This window comes from Streptomyces sp. NPDC088762 (genome assembly GCF_044750905.1).
Lineage (GTDB): Bacteria > Actinomycetota > Actinomycetes > Streptomycetales > Streptomycetaceae > Streptomyces.
The window spans coordinates 1-13,064 of sequence record NZ_JBIVKT010000013.1; the positions used below are offsets into that span (position 1 = coordinate 1).

Sequence of the window (13,064 nt, forward strand, 5' to 3'; positions counted from 1 at the left end):
CAGTCTTTCGGCTTTCCGGTTCGGGTCGGTCGGTCAAGGGTGGCCGCAGGCCATCGCGAAGCGACGCGACCGCAGGGAGCGCCCTTGAGGGACCGACCCGAACCGGAGAGACGATGGGACTGACGGGAAACCCCCAAACCCTCACCGCTTCCGGGTAAGTCGGCTCCCGCCCATCGTGTGCCGCTTCACTTCACGGTGCCGCCTGGCACGCTTCCGCCCCGGAGCCCCCGCCCGCATATCGGCTCGCCCCGCCCCCTCCCCCGCCCGCGGTGGGTGGGCAGCCGCCGACCGACAAGGGGGTGAGAGGGGGGCCAAAGCCCCGCCCAGCCCCCCAGCCGCCCAGCCCCCCCTACAAGTAATCCTCCAGCCGCCCAATCCGGTACCCCTGCTCCTGGATGCGCTGGAGCATGCGCGTCGTCATCTGGGTCTCCGTCGAGCCCTTGAGTTCGGACGGGCCGCGGAAGTGGGCCAGGATGATGTCGCCCGGCTTGAGGGCGGAGCCCTCGGCGTACTGGAAGTTGTTGATCTGCATCGAGACCCGCCACAGCACCAGGGACGAGACGCCGCACTCCGAGGCGGCGCGGAGGGTGTCGTCGTTGTAGTTGCCGAAGGGCGGGCGGAAGAGCGGCGGGCGGTGGCCGAAGCGCCGCTCCAGGCGGTCCTGCTGGCCGCATATCTCCTTCTTCTGCGCCTCGAAGGAGAGGGTCCGGAGGTTCGGGTGCGTCAGCGTGTGGTTGTTTATCGTGCTCGCGGAGCCGTTGTCGCGGAGCTTCTCGAAGTGCCCGTAGTCCGCCGACGCCACGTTGTCCGTCAGGAACATGCTGATCGGCAGCTTCAGATCGGCCGCCATCTTGAGGAACTCGGGGTCCTTCTCCGCACCGTCGTCGAAGGTGAGGAAGACTATTTTCTCGTCTGCGGGCATGGGTATTCGGTCTATCACCGGAACCTTGCCCGGCCCCGCCTTCGGGAGTTGCGGCTTCTGGGCGGGCTTCGGTGCGTAGGTGAGGGGGGCCGTCAGGCCCCACTTCCGGTACGCCTCGTCAGACGCGTTCCCCGGCACGGGAGCGGACGACGGAGCGGACGACGGAGCGGGCGACGCGGTCGCCGACGCCCCCGCCGTCCTGCGCCCCATCCGTTCGGTGGTGTCGACGCCGTCCCCGCACCCCGTCAGGGACAGCGCGAGCGCGCCGGCCGTCAGCGTTCCGGCTACCAACCGGCGCGCACGTTTCACAGATAGTCCTCCAGGCGAGCCACGGCGTACCCCTTGTCCGTGACGGTCTTCATGACCTGACGGATCATGTCAGGCATCGTGCCCTTCCAGTCCTCCTTGCCCCGGAAGTGCGTGAGGATGATGTCACCGGGGTGCAGGTCGCGGTCCCACTCCCGGTAGTCCATCCGGTTCGTGAACGCCTCCGCGTTCCACAGCGGCACTGCCTTGATGCCGCAGGACTTCGCGGCCCTCAGCGTGTCCTGGTTGTAGTTCCCGTACGGCGGGCGGAAGAGCGTCGGGCGCTTGCCGAACTGCTTCTGGATCGTGTCCTGCTGACCGCAGATCTCCTCGCGCTGCTTCTCGTACGAGAGCGCCGGCATGTAGCGGTGGTTGAGCGTGTGGTTGTTCAGGGTGACGCCCGCGGCCTGCATCGCCTTGAAGTAGGGGTAGTTGTCCCGTACCAGGTAGTCGCTGAGGAAGGCCGTGTACGGGATCTTGAGCTCCTGCATCATCTTCAGGAACTGCGGGTCCTTCTCCGCCCCGTCGTCGATCGTCAGGAAGACGACCTTGTCCTCCGTCGGGATGGTGGTGAAGACCGGCGGGTACTCCTCCTGATCCTCGACTTCGAAGCCGTCCCGCGTGGTGATCTCCGGCTTTGCCTTCGGGGCGGCCGGGGCGGTCAGCGGCACCTTGCGCAGGCCCCACTTCTTCGCCGCGGCGATGCGTGCCTGCTGGGCCGCCTTGGCCTTCTCGGCGGCGCTGAGGGCGCCCGCCGCGCCCGCCTCCGCGCCGTTGCCCGTCTTCACCTTCTCGGTCTTGTCTGCCCCGGATCCCCCGGAGCATGCCGTGCCGAGGGCAGCTACCAGCAGGGTGGCCACGGCCACCCCGAACCGGCCGCGCGGACCCGCCGCGTACCGGTGACCTTGTTGCGCCTTATCTTCCTTTTGTCGTACTAGCTGCATAGCTGCGCATCCTGGCATCCGACACGCGGTCTCCCCGGACGACACCGCGAGCGGGGGGCCCACCTTCCTTCGACTGGCCCACACCGCCCGGCGTGGCGCCGGGAGCAGCGGAGCAGCGGAGCAGCACCGGAGCGGCACCCCTCCCGCCCCGTCGCCGACAATGGACCCGTGACCCCCGAAGACTTCGCCGCCCTCCTCACCCCCGAGGGGCGCGCCCTCCTCGACTCGCTCCGCGACTACGACCCCGCCCAGGAGTTGGCCGTCGCCACCCGTCTGCGCCGCGAGCACCCCGCCGGGCTGGTCTCCGCCGCGCTCGGGCAGGCCCGGCTGCGGCAGCGCGCGGTGGCGAAGTTCGGTGCCGAGGACGCGTTCCGGATGTACTTCACGCCGGGCGGCGGGGAGATGGCCACGCGCGCGTCCGTGGCCGCGTACCGGGCCGGGCGCCTCGCCGGCCTGGGCGTACGGTCCCTCGCCGACCTGTGCTGCGGCATCGGCGGGGACGCCCTCGCGCTGGCGCGGCTCGGCATCCGGGTGCTCGCGGTCGACCGCGACCCGCTGACGGTCGCCGTCGCGCGGGCCAACGCCGAGGCGCTGGGGCTGGCGGACCTGATCGAGGTGCGGGAGGCGGACGTGACGGACGTGGACGTGTCCTCGTACGACGCCGTCTTCATCGACCCGGCGCGGCGGGGCGGGCGCGGCCGGATCTTCGATCCGGAGTCCTACTCGCCGCCGCTGTCGTGGGCCGTGGAGACGGCCCGTACGGCGACGTACGCCGCCATCAAGATCGCGCCCGGGATCCCGCACGAGGCGGTGCCGGAAGAGGCCGAGGCCGAGTGGATCTCCGACCAGGGGGACGTGAAGGAGGCGGTGCTCTGGTTCGGGACCTCGCCCGGGACCGTGCGCGCCACCCTGCTGCCCGGGCCGCGCGCCCTGCACACCGCCGATCCGCTGCCGGATCCGGAGCCGGGGGCGGTCGGCCGCTGGCTCTACGAGCCCGACGGCGCCGTGATCCGCGCCCACCTGGTCGCCGAGGTGGCCGAGCAGCTGGACGGCCGGCTCATCGATCCGACCATCGCCTACATCACGGCGGACGAGCTGCGCGAGACGGCGTACGCGACGGCGTACGAGATCACGGACGTGCTGCCGTTCGGCCTGAAGAAGCTGAAGGCGCTGCTGCGGGAGCGGGGGGTGGGGGTGCTCACGGTGAAGAAGCGGGGGTCGGCGATCGAGCCGGAGGAGCTGCGCAGGCGGGTGAAGCCGCAGGGGCCGAACTCGGCGACGGTGTTCCTGACGCGGGTGGCGGGGGCTCCGTCGATGCTGATCGGGGCGCCGGCGGTTTCACCGCCTCCGGCGGGGCCTGCCCTCTGACTGACCCGGGCGGCCCGGCCCGCTCGGGTGCGGGCGCCGTCGCGCAAGCGGCCCCGGGCTGCGCCCGGGCTTTTCGGGGCTCCGCCCCGCACCCCGCGCCTCAAACGCCGACGGGGCTGGATTCGGACCCCGCCGCTGGGCACGTGCGGCAGAAAAATCCGGGGCTCCGAGGCTGCACCCCGCGCCTCAAGCCGGCGGGGATGGATTCGGACCCCGCCGCTGGGCACGTGCGGCTCAAAGATCCGAGGCGCTGAGGCTGCAGGGGTCAGGTCCGGTGGAGCGCCCGCACGGCCCAGCGGTAGTGGGCGGCGGCCTTGGCCGCGCCCAGGAGGGCGGTGATCCAGAGGATCATGCCGATGCCCATGAAGTACGTGACCTCGCCGTACGTGTCATGACCCGGGCGGGCCGTCGCCGCGACGGCGAAGGTGGTCCACAGGCCGAGCGCGCCCAGGGCGAAGGAGGACAGCAGCCAGGTCAGGCTCAGGCCCGGCGCGCGGAGCCGGGAGTCCGTCGCCGGGTCGCGACCCGCCTCGGCCCACGCGGACAGCAGCCGCCGCACCTGGCGGTCCCGGCGGGCGCCCCAGGCGAACCAGAAGCCGGCCGGGATCAGCACCCCCGCGCCGAGGACGGCGTAGACCATGCCGAAGACGGCGGAGAGCGGGTCGCCCGACTCGAAGGCCATCACGGCCATGCCGACGAAGGACCAGCCGAGGAGGAAGACGGCCGAGACCGACCAGAGCAGCAGCAGCCTCCCGAGGCCCAGGCTGCGCCGGCTCAGGTCGCGCAGGAAGTGCGCGCGGTCGGCCCGTACGACGGTCTCGTCCATCCAGGCGCGCACGTGCGCCGGCGGAGGCGGAGGGGGCAGGTCAGGGCGGGACATGTGCATGACGATAGCCGCAGTCCCCGCCCCGGTCCGAGCCCGGGCGGGAGCCGTCAGGCGCCGGTGGTCTCCACCGACTCGAACCGCCAGCGGTGCACCGCCCGGGTGATCAAGTCGGCGGCGGGCTCCGGAAGTTCGGGGAGGTCCGCCGAGACGCCCTCGGCCGTCTCCCACCACGTGATGACGAGCACCCGGTCGTGCGGGGCCCGGAACACCTCGCGCCGTACCGGCTCCCGGGCCAGGATCTGGGCACGCGCCCATTCCAGCAGCTCGTTGCCCCGGCCGGCGGCGGCCCGGGCCTCCCACATCAGCGCGACCAGCCCGACGGTGCTCACGAGTAGAGGTTGTCCTTGCTCAGCTCGTGCACGTGGTCGTGGTCGTGGGAATGGGCGTGACCGTGGGTGTGGGTGTGGCCGTCTCCGTGCTCCTCGGACGTGCCCGGAACGTGCGGGTCCGTCACCGGCAGGGAAGAGTCCGCCGACAGGTCCCAGTCCGAGGCGGCCCGGTTCCGCTTCACCATCTCCGCACCCAGCGCCGCCACCATCGCGCCGTTGTCGGTGCACAGCTTCGGCCGCGGCACCCGCAGGATGATCCCCGCGTCGTCGCACCGCTCCTGCGCCAGCGAGCGCAGCCGGGAATTGGCCGCCACACCGCCGCCGATCATCAGGTGGTCGACGCCCTCGTCCTTGCACGCCCGGATCGCCTTGCGGGTGAGCACGTCCACCACGGCCTCCTGGAAGGAAGCCGCCACATCGCGCACCGGAACCTCCTCGCCCGCCTTCCGCTTCGCCTCGATCCAGCGGGCGACGGCCGTCTTGAGCCCGGAGAAGGAGAAGTCGTACGCGGCGTCGCGCGGCCCCGTCAGCCCGCGCGGGAAGTGGATCGCCGTCGGGTCTCCCTCGCGCGCGAGCCGGTCGATGACCGGACCGCCGGGGAAGCCGAGTTGCAGCACGCGCGCGATCTTGTCGAAGGCCTCGCCCGCCGCGTCGTCGATGGTCGCGCCGAGGGGCCGTACGTCGCTCGTGATGTCGGGGGCCAGCAGCAGCGAGGAGTGCCCGCCCGACACCAGCAGCGCCATGGTCGGCTCCGGCAGCGGCCCGTGCTCCAGCTGGTCCACGCAGATGTGCGAGGCCAGGTGGTTCACGCCGTACAGCGGTTTGCCGAGCGCGTACGCGTACGCCTTGGCCGCCGAGACGCCCACCAGCAGCGCCCCCGCCAGGCCGGGACCGGCCGTGACCGCGATGCCGTCGAGGTCACGGGCGCTGACGCCGGCCTCCTTCAGGGCGCGCTCGATGGTGGGGACCATCGCCTCCAGGTGGGCCCGCGAGGCGACCTCGGGCACGACCCCGCCGAAGCGCGCGTGCTCGTCGACGCTCGACGCGACCGCGTCCGCGAGGAGGGTGGTGCCGCGGACGACGCCGACGCCGGTCTCGTCGCAGGAGGTCTCGATGCCGAGGACGAGAGGTTCGTCAGCCATTGCTCTCACTGCTCTCAGTGTTCTCAGGGGTGTCAGAAGTCTCAGGGGTGTCAGGAGCGTCAGGGGTCTCGGGGAGCCCCGTCGTCGCCTGTGCGGGGTCGGTCAGCCGCATCACGAGCGCGTCCACGTTCCCCGGCTGGTAGTAGCCCCGCCGGAAGCCGATGGGCTCGAAGCCGAAGCGCTCGTAGAGCTTCTGGGCGCGGGTGTTGTCCACCCGTACCTCCAGCAGCACCTCGGCGCACTCGAAGGCGGTGGCGGCGCGCAGCAGTTCGGTCAGGAGCCGGGCGCCGAGCCCGGTCCCCCACTGGTCGCGGGCGGCCGCGATGGTCTGTACGTCGGCCAGGTCCCCGGCGGCGGCCAGGCCGGCGTAACCCACCAGGCGGCCGGTCGTGGGGTCCTGGGCGACGAGGTACCTGCGCGTGGCCCGCGGGCCGCGGGCGTGCGCGAGTTCGGACCAGAACATCCCGGCGGACCAGGCGTCTTCGGGGAACAGCTCGTGCTCCAGTTCCAGCACGGGCTCGATGTCCCACCAGCGCATCTCACGCAGCACCACATCGGGGACGGGCGTCACTTCGGGGTGACCACCTTGTAGTTCTTGGGCACCTGCGCGTCGGGCCGGCGCAGGTAGAGCGGAGTCGGAGGAAGGAACTCCGCGCCGGAGGCCAGTCGTTCCGCCGCCAGGGCGGCCAGGGCCGCGGCCGACTGGTGCTCGGGGGCGCGCGCGTCCGGGAAGACCTCCGGGTAGAGCAGCGCGCCCTGGCCCACCGCGGGGAGTCCCGCGACCTGCTCGGCGATGTCGGCCGGGCGGTCCACGGCGGGCTCGCCGACGCGCGTGCGGGGGTCCTCGTAGCGTGCCCAGTAGACCTCCTTGCGCCGCGCGTCGGTGGCGACGGTGAAGGGGCCCTCGATCCCGGCGGCGCCGGCCGCGTAGGCGAGGCCGTCGAGGGTGCACAGGCCGTGCACGGGCACGCCCAGCACGGCCGCGAAGGTGGAGGCCGTGACCAGGCCGACGCGCAGGCCGGTGTAGGGGCCGGGGCCGACGCCCACGACGATGCCGGTGACGGCTTCGAGCTTCGTCCCGGCCTCGGCGAGCACCTGGTGCACGGAGGGCAGGAGCAGCTCCCCGTGGCGGCGGGCGTCGACCTGGTTCGACTCGGCGAGGACGGACTCGCCGTCGTGCAGGGCGACGGTGACGGCGGGCGTGGCGGTATCTACAGCGAGCAAGAGCACGCGAACAGCCTACGACTCCTTGAACCCGGGCCCTTGCGGCCGGGCGCGGAGCGGGCCGGCTGCTACCTTTCGACCAGGGAATCCTGGTGGCGCGGAGAGGTGGAGCAAGGTGGCACGCAGCAGCTCGGGAATCGTGGCGGGGCTCACCGCCGCGGCGATCGCCGCCGTCGGTTTCCTCGGCTACCAGGCGTCCGCGACGGCTCCCGCGCACCCCCCGAAGGCGGCCGAACTGGGCCCGGCCCCCGCCCCGAGCCAGTCCGCGGCCAAGCAGGATCCGGCGAAGCCGGTGCCCGTGCCGGAGGGCTCCGGCACCGGCGTGCGCGTCGTGTACTCGGTGGGCCAGAAGCGGGTCTGGCTGGTGGGCGACCCGGCCGCCGGCCAGCAGCCGAGGTCCTTCACGGTCATGCCGAGCACGGTGCACCCGAAGGCCGGCACCTACACGGTGGGCTCCCGCTCGGGCGCGGTGACCGGCTCGGACGGGGTGCCGATCGAGCACGTCGTGCGGTTCACGAGCACGGAGGGCGTGGCGATCGGCTTCAGCGCCCGCGCGGACGGCGCGACGCCGGAGCCCGACCCGAACAAGAAGACCGGCGGCATCCGCATGGCGAAGGCCGACGGCGACGCGATGTGGGCCTTCGCGACCATCAACTCGAAGGTCGTCGTCGTTCCCTGACGGCCGACCCGATTTTTCACGGCCGACCGGATTTTTCACCCGTACGGGCGAGTCAGGCCGCTTCGGTCTCCGGAGCGGCCCCTTCGCGTGCGGCGCCTTCGGCCCGCTCGGCTCCGGTGGCTCCCGCGGCGCTCTCCGGCTCACTCCCGGGCGCGTGTTCGCGCGCGGGCGGAGTCGATACGGCGGTGGCGGCCATGCCCGCTGCGAGCAGCGCCCGCATGGACACGGCGGACGGACGGGGGTCGCGCGGTGCTCCCGCTGGTGCCGACATGGCTGCCTCCTGGGCCCCGGAACGCCGAACTTAGGCATACCTAAGAAACTCTCGGTACCATGGGACCACGCCCGTCGGCACGGGCGCAATATCTTGCCGACGAGTTGTCGGTACGTTTACTCCGAGAGGGCGCCCGCGAGCACCTCGAGCCCCGCCCCGTCGGCCGTCCAACGCTCGCCGATCCCGCGGACCGAGACCTCCCGTACGTCGTCCAGGACCTCCTCGTGGCCCACCGCGCGCGCGATCACGACGTGCAGCCGGTCGTCGGAGAGCTCCTCCACCTTGTCGTCGCCCCATTCCACGACGACCACGGACTCGGGCAGCGAGGCGTCGAGGTCCAGGTCCTCCATCTCGTCCAGCCCACCGCCGAGCCGGTACGCGTCCACGTGCACCAGCGCCGGCCCGCCGGTCAGCGAAGGGTGTACGCGGGCGATCACGAAGGTCGGCGAAGTCACCGCCCCGCGCACCCCCAGGCCCTCGCCGAGGCCGCGGGTCAGGGTGGTCTTGCCGGCGCCCAGCTCACCCGTGAGCAGCACCAGGTCGCCGGGGCGCAGCAGGCGGGCGAGCCTGCGGCCCAGCTCCTGCATCGCGTCCGGGGAGTCGACGGTGATCCGGGCCTCGACCGCGCCCTCAGGCGCCGGTGCCTGCGGCGCCGCCGGCGCCTCTTCCCGGCCCGCGGCCGGTGTCGTTCCCGTTCCCGGTGCCGTTGCCGGGGCCTGGCTGCGCTGTGCTTCCCGCGGTACTTCTTCCATGCCTGCCAACGTTAGTCGGTGCGGAGGCCGGGACCGCCCCGGTGCGCGCCAGCAGGCCGGTCAGCAGCCGCGTCACGGTCTCCGGGCGCTCCAGCATCATCAGGTGCCCGGTCGACTCCAGGACCACCAGCTCGGCGCTCGGCAGCGCCTCCTTGATGGCCACGCTGTGCCCGGCCGGGGTGATCATGTCCTTGTCCCCGGCGATGACGGTGACCGGGATGTCCCCGAACCGATGGAGCGCGGCGGTCTTGTCGTGGGTCTGGAAGACCGGGTAGAACTCGGCGACCACGTCGATGGGGGTGGCCTCGATCAGCCGCTCGGCGAAGCGCGCGACGCCCGGGTCCACGTCCCGGGAGCCGAACGAGTACATCTTGATCATGCCGGCGAAGAGGTCGGCGGTGGCCCGGCGGCCCCTTTCCACCAGCTCCACCTGGGAGCCGAGCGCCTTGAGCACGCTGGGCACGAGCTTGCGTACGACTCCCACGCCGACGGCGGGCAGACCGTACGTCACCTCGCCCAGGCGGCCGCTGGAAGTGCCCACCAAGGCGACGCCGAGGACACGCTCGCGCACGAGGTCGGGGTACTGCTCGGCGAATCCCATGATGGTCATTCCGCCCATCGAGTGACCCACCAGGACCAGCGGGCCCTCGGGCACGGCCGCGTCGATGACGGCCTTCAGGTCGCGGCCGAGCTGCTCGATGGTCACCGGCTCGCCGTCCGCCTGGGCCAGCCCGCGGGCGCTGCGGCCGTGGCTGCGCTGGTCCCAGTAGACCGAGCGGACCGTTCCGCGCAGGGCGGCACGCTGGAAGTGCCAGGAGTCCTGGGAGAGGCAGTAGCCGTGGCAGAAGACGACGGTCGCCGGCGGCACGGGCTTGCGGCGCATGCGGCGCCGGTTGGCCTCCTCCGGCAGTTCGTCGACCTCGTAGTGGAGCAGCGTGCCGTCCTCGGCCCGGCAGGTCCCCTCGGAGCCGCGCAGGGACCCGTAGTCCCCTGCGGCGTCGAGGGCCAGCCGCGCCTTCCTGCGCATGCCGCGCCCGACGGTGATCCGTTCGACCGCGACGCCGGCCGCCGCGCCGGCGGCCAGCACGCCGATGGCGGCGCCGGCCCAGCCGGCCCTGCGCCAGTTCTCGCTCACGCCGCTCACGCCGTCCACGCCACTCACGCCGCCGCCCTCACTCCCTCTCGGGCACTCCCGTCTCAGGCGCCCAGGTACACCCGGGGCACGCGCCCTCCGATACGGGTGACGATCTCATACGCGATCGTGTGTGCCGCTTGAGCCCAGTCCTCGGCGGTGGGCTCACCGCGCTCCGCGTCCCCGAAGATGACGGCCTCGTCGCCGACGCGGGCCGCGTCACCGTCCAGGTCGACCACGAACTGGTCCATGGCCACGCGCCCCGCGACGCGGCGGACCTTGCCGGCGACGAGGACCGGTCCGCTGCCGGAGGCGTGCCGCGGGATGCCGTCGGCGTAGCCCGCCGGAACCAGCGCCAGGGTGGTCTCGGCGTTCGTGACGTAGTGGTGGCCGTAGCTCACGCCGTGGCCGGCCGGGACGGTCTTGACCAGCGCGAGGGAGGCCTTGAGGGTCATGGCGGGCCGCAGGCCCAGCTCGGCCGGGGTGCCGAGCTCGGGCGCGGGCGAGACCCCGTAGACGGCCAGGCCGCAGCGCACGAGGTCGAAGTGGGACTCGGGGAGGGTGAGGGTGGCGGGCGAGTTGGCGATGTGCCGCACCTCGGGCTCGACGCCCACCTTCTCGGCGTACGCGAGCATGTCGCGGAAGGCGGAGAGCTGGAGCTGGATGGAGGGGTGGCCGGGCTCGTCGGCGCAGGCGAAGTGCGACCAGATGCCGGTGACCTTGACCGTTCCCTCTGCCTCGGCGGCCACGGCCGCCTGTACGAGGTCCTCCCAGTCGGCGGGCTGGCAGCCGTTCCGGCCCAGTCCCGTGTCGGCCTTCAGCTGGATGCGGGCGGTCCGCCCCGCCGCGCGCGCCGCCGCGCACACCTCGTCCAGGGCCCACATCCCGCTGACGGAGACGTCGACATCGGCCTCGACGGCCTCCCGCCAGGGGCCGCCGGGGGTCCACAGCCAGCACATGACCCGCCCCTCGACCCCGGCGGCGCGCAGCGCGAGCGCCTCGTCGGGCGTGGCGGTCCCGAGCCAGGTGGCGCCGGCCTCCTGGGCGGCCTTGGCGCAGGCCAGGGCGCCGTGCCCGTAGGCGTCCGCCTTGACGACGGCCATCAGCCCGGCCCGGGGCGCCCGCTCGCGCAACGCGCGCACGTTCTCCCGTACGGCATCAAGGTCGATCTCGGCGTACACGCGCGTCGGTGTCTCGTTCATCCCGCACAGTCTCTCAGAACCCCCCGCCGGCTCCACGGAGCCCGCCCACCGTCCTCCACCCTGGACCCGCCTCACGCGCCTGCGGGGCTCGCGGGGCCGCGCCGGCGGGTCAGGGGCGGACGTTGCGCCAGGCGTCGGGGAGGGCCGCGGCGACCTCGTGGGCCAGCAGGGGGGCGCCCGAGGCCGCGCGCCGGGCCGCCAGGCCGTGGAGGTACGCCGCCACCGCCCCGGCGTCCGCGCCCGACAGGCCCGCTGCCAGCAGGGATCCGGCCAGACCGGACAGCACGTCACCGCTTCCGGCCGTCGCCAGCCACGCCGTCCCCGTCGGGTTCACCCGTACGGGACCGCCGCCCGAGGCGACCAGCGTCGTCGAGCCCTTCAGCAGCACCGACGAGCCGTACACCCGCGCCAGCTGCCGCACCGCGCCCAGCCGGCCCGCCTCCACCGACTCCCGCGGGACCTCCAGCAGGGCCGCCGCCTCGCCCGCGTGCGGGGTGAGCAGCGTCTCGGCCGTCCGGGCCCGCAGCGCCGCCGCGTCCAGTCCGCGCAGCCCGTCCGCGTCGACCAGTACGGGGACGTCCTGCGCGAGCAGTTCCGCGACCTCCCCGGCGCGCCCCTCCCCCAGGCCCGGACCGACCACCCAGGCCTGCACCCGCCCCGGCCCGATCAGCGTCTCCGGGTACCGGGCCAGCACCGCGTCCGCGGCCGGCCCCACGTACCGCACCGCGCCCGCCCCGCCCCGCAGCGCACCCGCCACGGCCAGTACTGCCGCCCCCGGGTACTGCACGGACCCGGCGACGATCCCGACCACGCCCCGCCGGTACTTGTCGCTCGACGCCGTCGGCAGCGGCAACAGCCCCGCCACATCGGCGTGCTGGAGGGCCTCCACCTCCGGCTCCGGGAGCTCCAGCCCGATGTCCACCAGCCGCACCGCCCCCGCCCGCGAGGCCCCGGGGTCGATCAGCAGGCCGGGCTTGTACGCCCCGAAGGTCACCGTCACATCGGCCCGTACCGCCGGCCCCGCCACCTCGCCGCTGTCCGCGTCCACCCCGCTCGGCAGGTCCACGGCCACCACCGGCGCCCCCGGCGGGATCCGCTCCACCAGCGCCGCGCCCGCCGGCCGCAGCCCGCCGCGCCCGCCGATCCCGAGCAGCCCGTCCAGGACGAGGTCCGCCCGCTGCGGGACGGCCTGCGCGACCCGCCCCCCGGCGGCCCGCAGCGCGGCGAGCCCGCCCGCGTGCATCCGCTCCGGATCCATCGGGACCGCCGTCACCCCGGCCCCGCGCCGCGCCAGCCGCGCGCCCGCGTACAGGGCGTCGCCGCCGTTGTCCCCGGGCCCCACGAGCAGCACGATCCGCGCCCCGTACACCTTCCTCAGCAGCCCCGCGCAGACGGCGGCCAGTCCGGCCGCCGCCCGCTGCATCAGGGCGCCCTCGGGCAGCCGCGCCATCAACTCCCGCTCGGCGGCCCGTACGGTCTCCACGCTGTAAGCAGTACGCATGCCACCACCCTGCCCCACGGCGGGCGTCAGCCCTCGGCGATCACCACGGCCGACGCGACACCGGCGTCGTGACTGAGCGAGATGTGCCAGGACTTCACGCCCAGCTCCAGGGCCCGCGCCTCGACCGTCCCGGACACCCGCAGCCGCGGCCGGCCCGAGTCCTCCACGTACACCTCGGCATCGGTCCACAGCAGTCCGGCGGGCGCGCCCAGCGCTTTGGCCAGGGCTTCCTTCGCCGCGAACCGGGCGGCGAGCGAGGCGATTCCGCGCCGCTCGCCGCTCGGCAGCGTCAACTCGGTATCGAGGAAGAGCCGCTGCGCCATGTTCGGCGTCCGCTCCAGCGCCGCGCCGAACCGCTCGATCTCCGCGACGTCGATCCCCACACCGATAATCACAACGACAACCC

General features: G+C 73.4%; 15 protein-coding genes. 2 read left to right on the forward strand and 13 right to left on the reverse strand.

Annotated elements, in window-relative coordinates; all coding sequences use genetic code 11:
- Positions 1 to 349: 349 nt before the first annotated feature.
- Both ACIP5M_RS25755 and ACIP5M_RS25760 read right to left on the reverse strand, forming a co-directional pair.
- Entirely contained in the window at positions 350 to 922 is a 573-nt protein-coding gene (locus ACIP5M_RS25755; protein WP_401201187.1) for a polysaccharide deacetylase family protein, read from the reverse strand.
- 305 nt (positions 923 to 1,227) lie between these two features.
- Entirely contained in the window at positions 1,228 to 2,172 is a 945-nt protein-coding gene (locus ACIP5M_RS25760) for a polysaccharide deacetylase family protein (RefSeq protein ID WP_401201189.1), read from the reverse strand.
- A gap of 168 nt (positions 2,173 to 2,340) precedes the next feature.
- Between ACIP5M_RS25760 and ACIP5M_RS25765 the strand changes: the two genes are divergently transcribed.
- Complete coding sequence (locus ACIP5M_RS25765; protein ID WP_401201191.1) at positions 2,341 to 3,540, forward strand: methyltransferase domain-containing protein; 1,200 nt, start codon at positions 2,341 to 2,343, stop codon at positions 3,538 to 3,540.
- 265 nt (positions 3,541 to 3,805) lie between these two features.
- Here ACIP5M_RS25765 and ACIP5M_RS25770 read toward each other — a convergent pair whose 3' ends face one another.
- From ACIP5M_RS25770 to tsaB, 5 genes are read right to left on the reverse strand one after another with little or no spacing between them, the layout of a single operon-like run.
- A complete protein-coding gene (locus ACIP5M_RS25770; RefSeq protein WP_401201194.1) occupies positions 3,806 to 4,420 on the reverse strand; it encodes a hypothetical protein in 615 nt (204 codons plus the stop codon).
- Between the two features lie 53 nt (positions 4,421 to 4,473).
- Positions 4,474 to 4,728 (reverse strand): hypothetical protein, encoded by a 255-nt coding sequence (locus ACIP5M_RS25775; RefSeq protein WP_401201481.1) that lies wholly within the window; start codon positions 4,726 to 4,728, stop codon positions 4,474 to 4,476.
- Positions 4,729 to 4,751: 23 nt separating this feature from the next.
- Positions 4,752 to 5,897 carry a tRNA (adenosine(37)-N6)-threonylcarbamoyltransferase complex transferase subunit TsaD gene (gene tsaD, locus ACIP5M_RS25780; RefSeq protein ID WP_401201197.1) on the reverse strand — a complete coding sequence of 382 codons (1,146 nt, stop codon included), beginning with the start codon at positions 5,895 to 5,897 and terminating at the stop codon, positions 4,752 to 4,754.
- Positions 5,890 to 6,435, reverse strand: a complete 546-nt coding sequence (gene rimI / locus ACIP5M_RS25785) for a ribosomal protein S18-alanine N-acetyltransferase (RefSeq protein WP_401201483.1) — start codon at positions 6,433 to 6,435, stop codon at positions 5,890 to 5,892. The genes tsaD and rimI overlap by 8 nt, the downstream gene beginning before the upstream one ends.
- A gap of 29 nt (positions 6,436 to 6,464) precedes the next feature.
- Positions 6,465 to 7,127, reverse strand: coding sequence for a tRNA (adenosine(37)-N6)-threonylcarbamoyltransferase complex dimerization subunit type 1 TsaB (gene tsaB, locus ACIP5M_RS25790; protein ID WP_401201200.1), 663 nt, complete (start codon positions 7,125 to 7,127; stop codon positions 6,465 to 6,467).
- 109 nt (positions 7,128 to 7,236) lie between these two features.
- Here tsaB and ACIP5M_RS25795 point away from each other — a divergent pair, with 109 nt between their 5' ends.
- Positions 7,237 to 7,800, forward strand: coding sequence for a hypothetical protein (locus ACIP5M_RS25795; RefSeq protein WP_401201202.1), 564 nt, complete (start codon positions 7,237 to 7,239; stop codon positions 7,798 to 7,800).
- Positions 7,801 to 7,852: 52 nt separating this feature from the next.
- Here the strand turns inward: ACIP5M_RS25795 and ACIP5M_RS25800 are convergent, their stop codons facing one another.
- The 6 genes from ACIP5M_RS25800 to ACIP5M_RS25825 all read right to left on the reverse strand — a co-directional run bounded on the left by ACIP5M_RS25800 (position 7,853) and on the right by ACIP5M_RS25825 (position 13,053).
- Entirely contained in the window at positions 7,853 to 8,071 is a 219-nt protein-coding gene (locus ACIP5M_RS25800) for a hypothetical protein (RefSeq protein ID WP_401201205.1), read from the reverse strand.
- Between the two features lie 116 nt (positions 8,072 to 8,187).
- On the reverse strand, positions 8,188 to 8,682 hold the full coding sequence (gene tsaE, locus ACIP5M_RS25805) for a tRNA (adenosine(37)-N6)-threonylcarbamoyltransferase complex ATPase subunit type 1 TsaE (protein ID WP_401201485.1): 495 nt from the start codon (positions 8,680 to 8,682) through the stop codon (positions 8,188 to 8,190).
- A 19-nt stretch (positions 8,683 to 8,701) separates the two neighbouring features.
- Positions 8,702 to 9,985, reverse strand: coding sequence for an alpha/beta fold hydrolase (locus ACIP5M_RS25810; RefSeq protein ID WP_401201208.1), 1,284 nt, complete (start codon positions 9,983 to 9,985; stop codon positions 8,702 to 8,704).
- Positions 9,986 to 10,020: 35 nt separating this feature from the next.
- Positions 10,021 to 11,157: an alanine racemase gene (gene alr / locus ACIP5M_RS25815; protein ID WP_401201211.1), complete on the reverse strand. Its 1,137-nt coding sequence runs from the start codon at positions 11,155 to 11,157 to the stop codon at positions 10,021 to 10,023.
- Positions 11,158 to 11,266: 109 nt separating this feature from the next.
- A complete protein-coding gene (locus ACIP5M_RS25820; RefSeq protein ID WP_401201215.1) occupies positions 11,267 to 12,658 on the reverse strand; it encodes an NAD(P)H-hydrate dehydratase in 1,392 nt (463 codons plus the stop codon).
- Positions 12,659 to 12,684: 26 nt separating this feature from the next.
- Positions 12,685 to 13,053, reverse strand: coding sequence for a holo-ACP synthase (locus ACIP5M_RS25825; protein WP_401201217.1), 369 nt, complete (start codon positions 13,051 to 13,053; stop codon positions 12,685 to 12,687).
- Positions 13,054 to 13,064: the final 11 nt, after the last annotated feature.

Excerpts from the sequence above, each read along its gene's own strand:
- ACIP5M_RS25760 (WP_401201189.1), bottom strand. The coding sequence starts at position 2,172 with ATGCAGCTAGTACGACAAAAGGAAGATAAGGCGCAACAAGGTCACCGG.
- alr (WP_401201211.1), bottom strand. The coding sequence starts at position 11,157 with ATGAACGAGACACCGACGCGCGTGTACGCCGAGATCGACCTTGATGCC.
- ACIP5M_RS25755 (WP_401201187.1), bottom strand. The coding sequence starts at position 922 with ATGCCCGCAGACGAGAAAATAGTCTTCCTCACCTTCGACGACGGTGCG.
- rimI (WP_401201483.1), bottom strand. The coding sequence starts at position 6,435 with ATGCGCTGGTGGGACATCGAGCCCGTGCTGGAACTGGAGCACGAGCTG.
- tsaD (WP_401201197.1), bottom strand. The coding sequence starts at position 5,897 with ATGGCTGACGAACCTCTCGTCCTCGGCATCGAGACCTCCTGCGACGAG.
- ACIP5M_RS25800 (WP_401201205.1), bottom strand. The coding sequence starts at position 8,071 with ATGTCGGCACCAGCGGGAGCACCGCGCGACCCCCGTCCGTCCGCCGTG.
- ACIP5M_RS25820 (WP_401201215.1), bottom strand. The coding sequence starts at position 12,658 with ATGCGTACTGCTTACAGCGTGGAGACCGTACGGGCCGCCGAGCGGGAG.
- ACIP5M_RS25775 (WP_401201481.1), bottom strand. The coding sequence starts at position 4,728 with ATGTGGGAGGCCCGGGCCGCCGCCGGCCGGGGCAACGAGCTGCTGGAA.
- ACIP5M_RS25770 (WP_401201194.1), bottom strand. The coding sequence starts at position 4,420 with ATGTCCCGCCCTGACCTGCCCCCTCCGCCTCCGCCGGCGCACGTGCGC.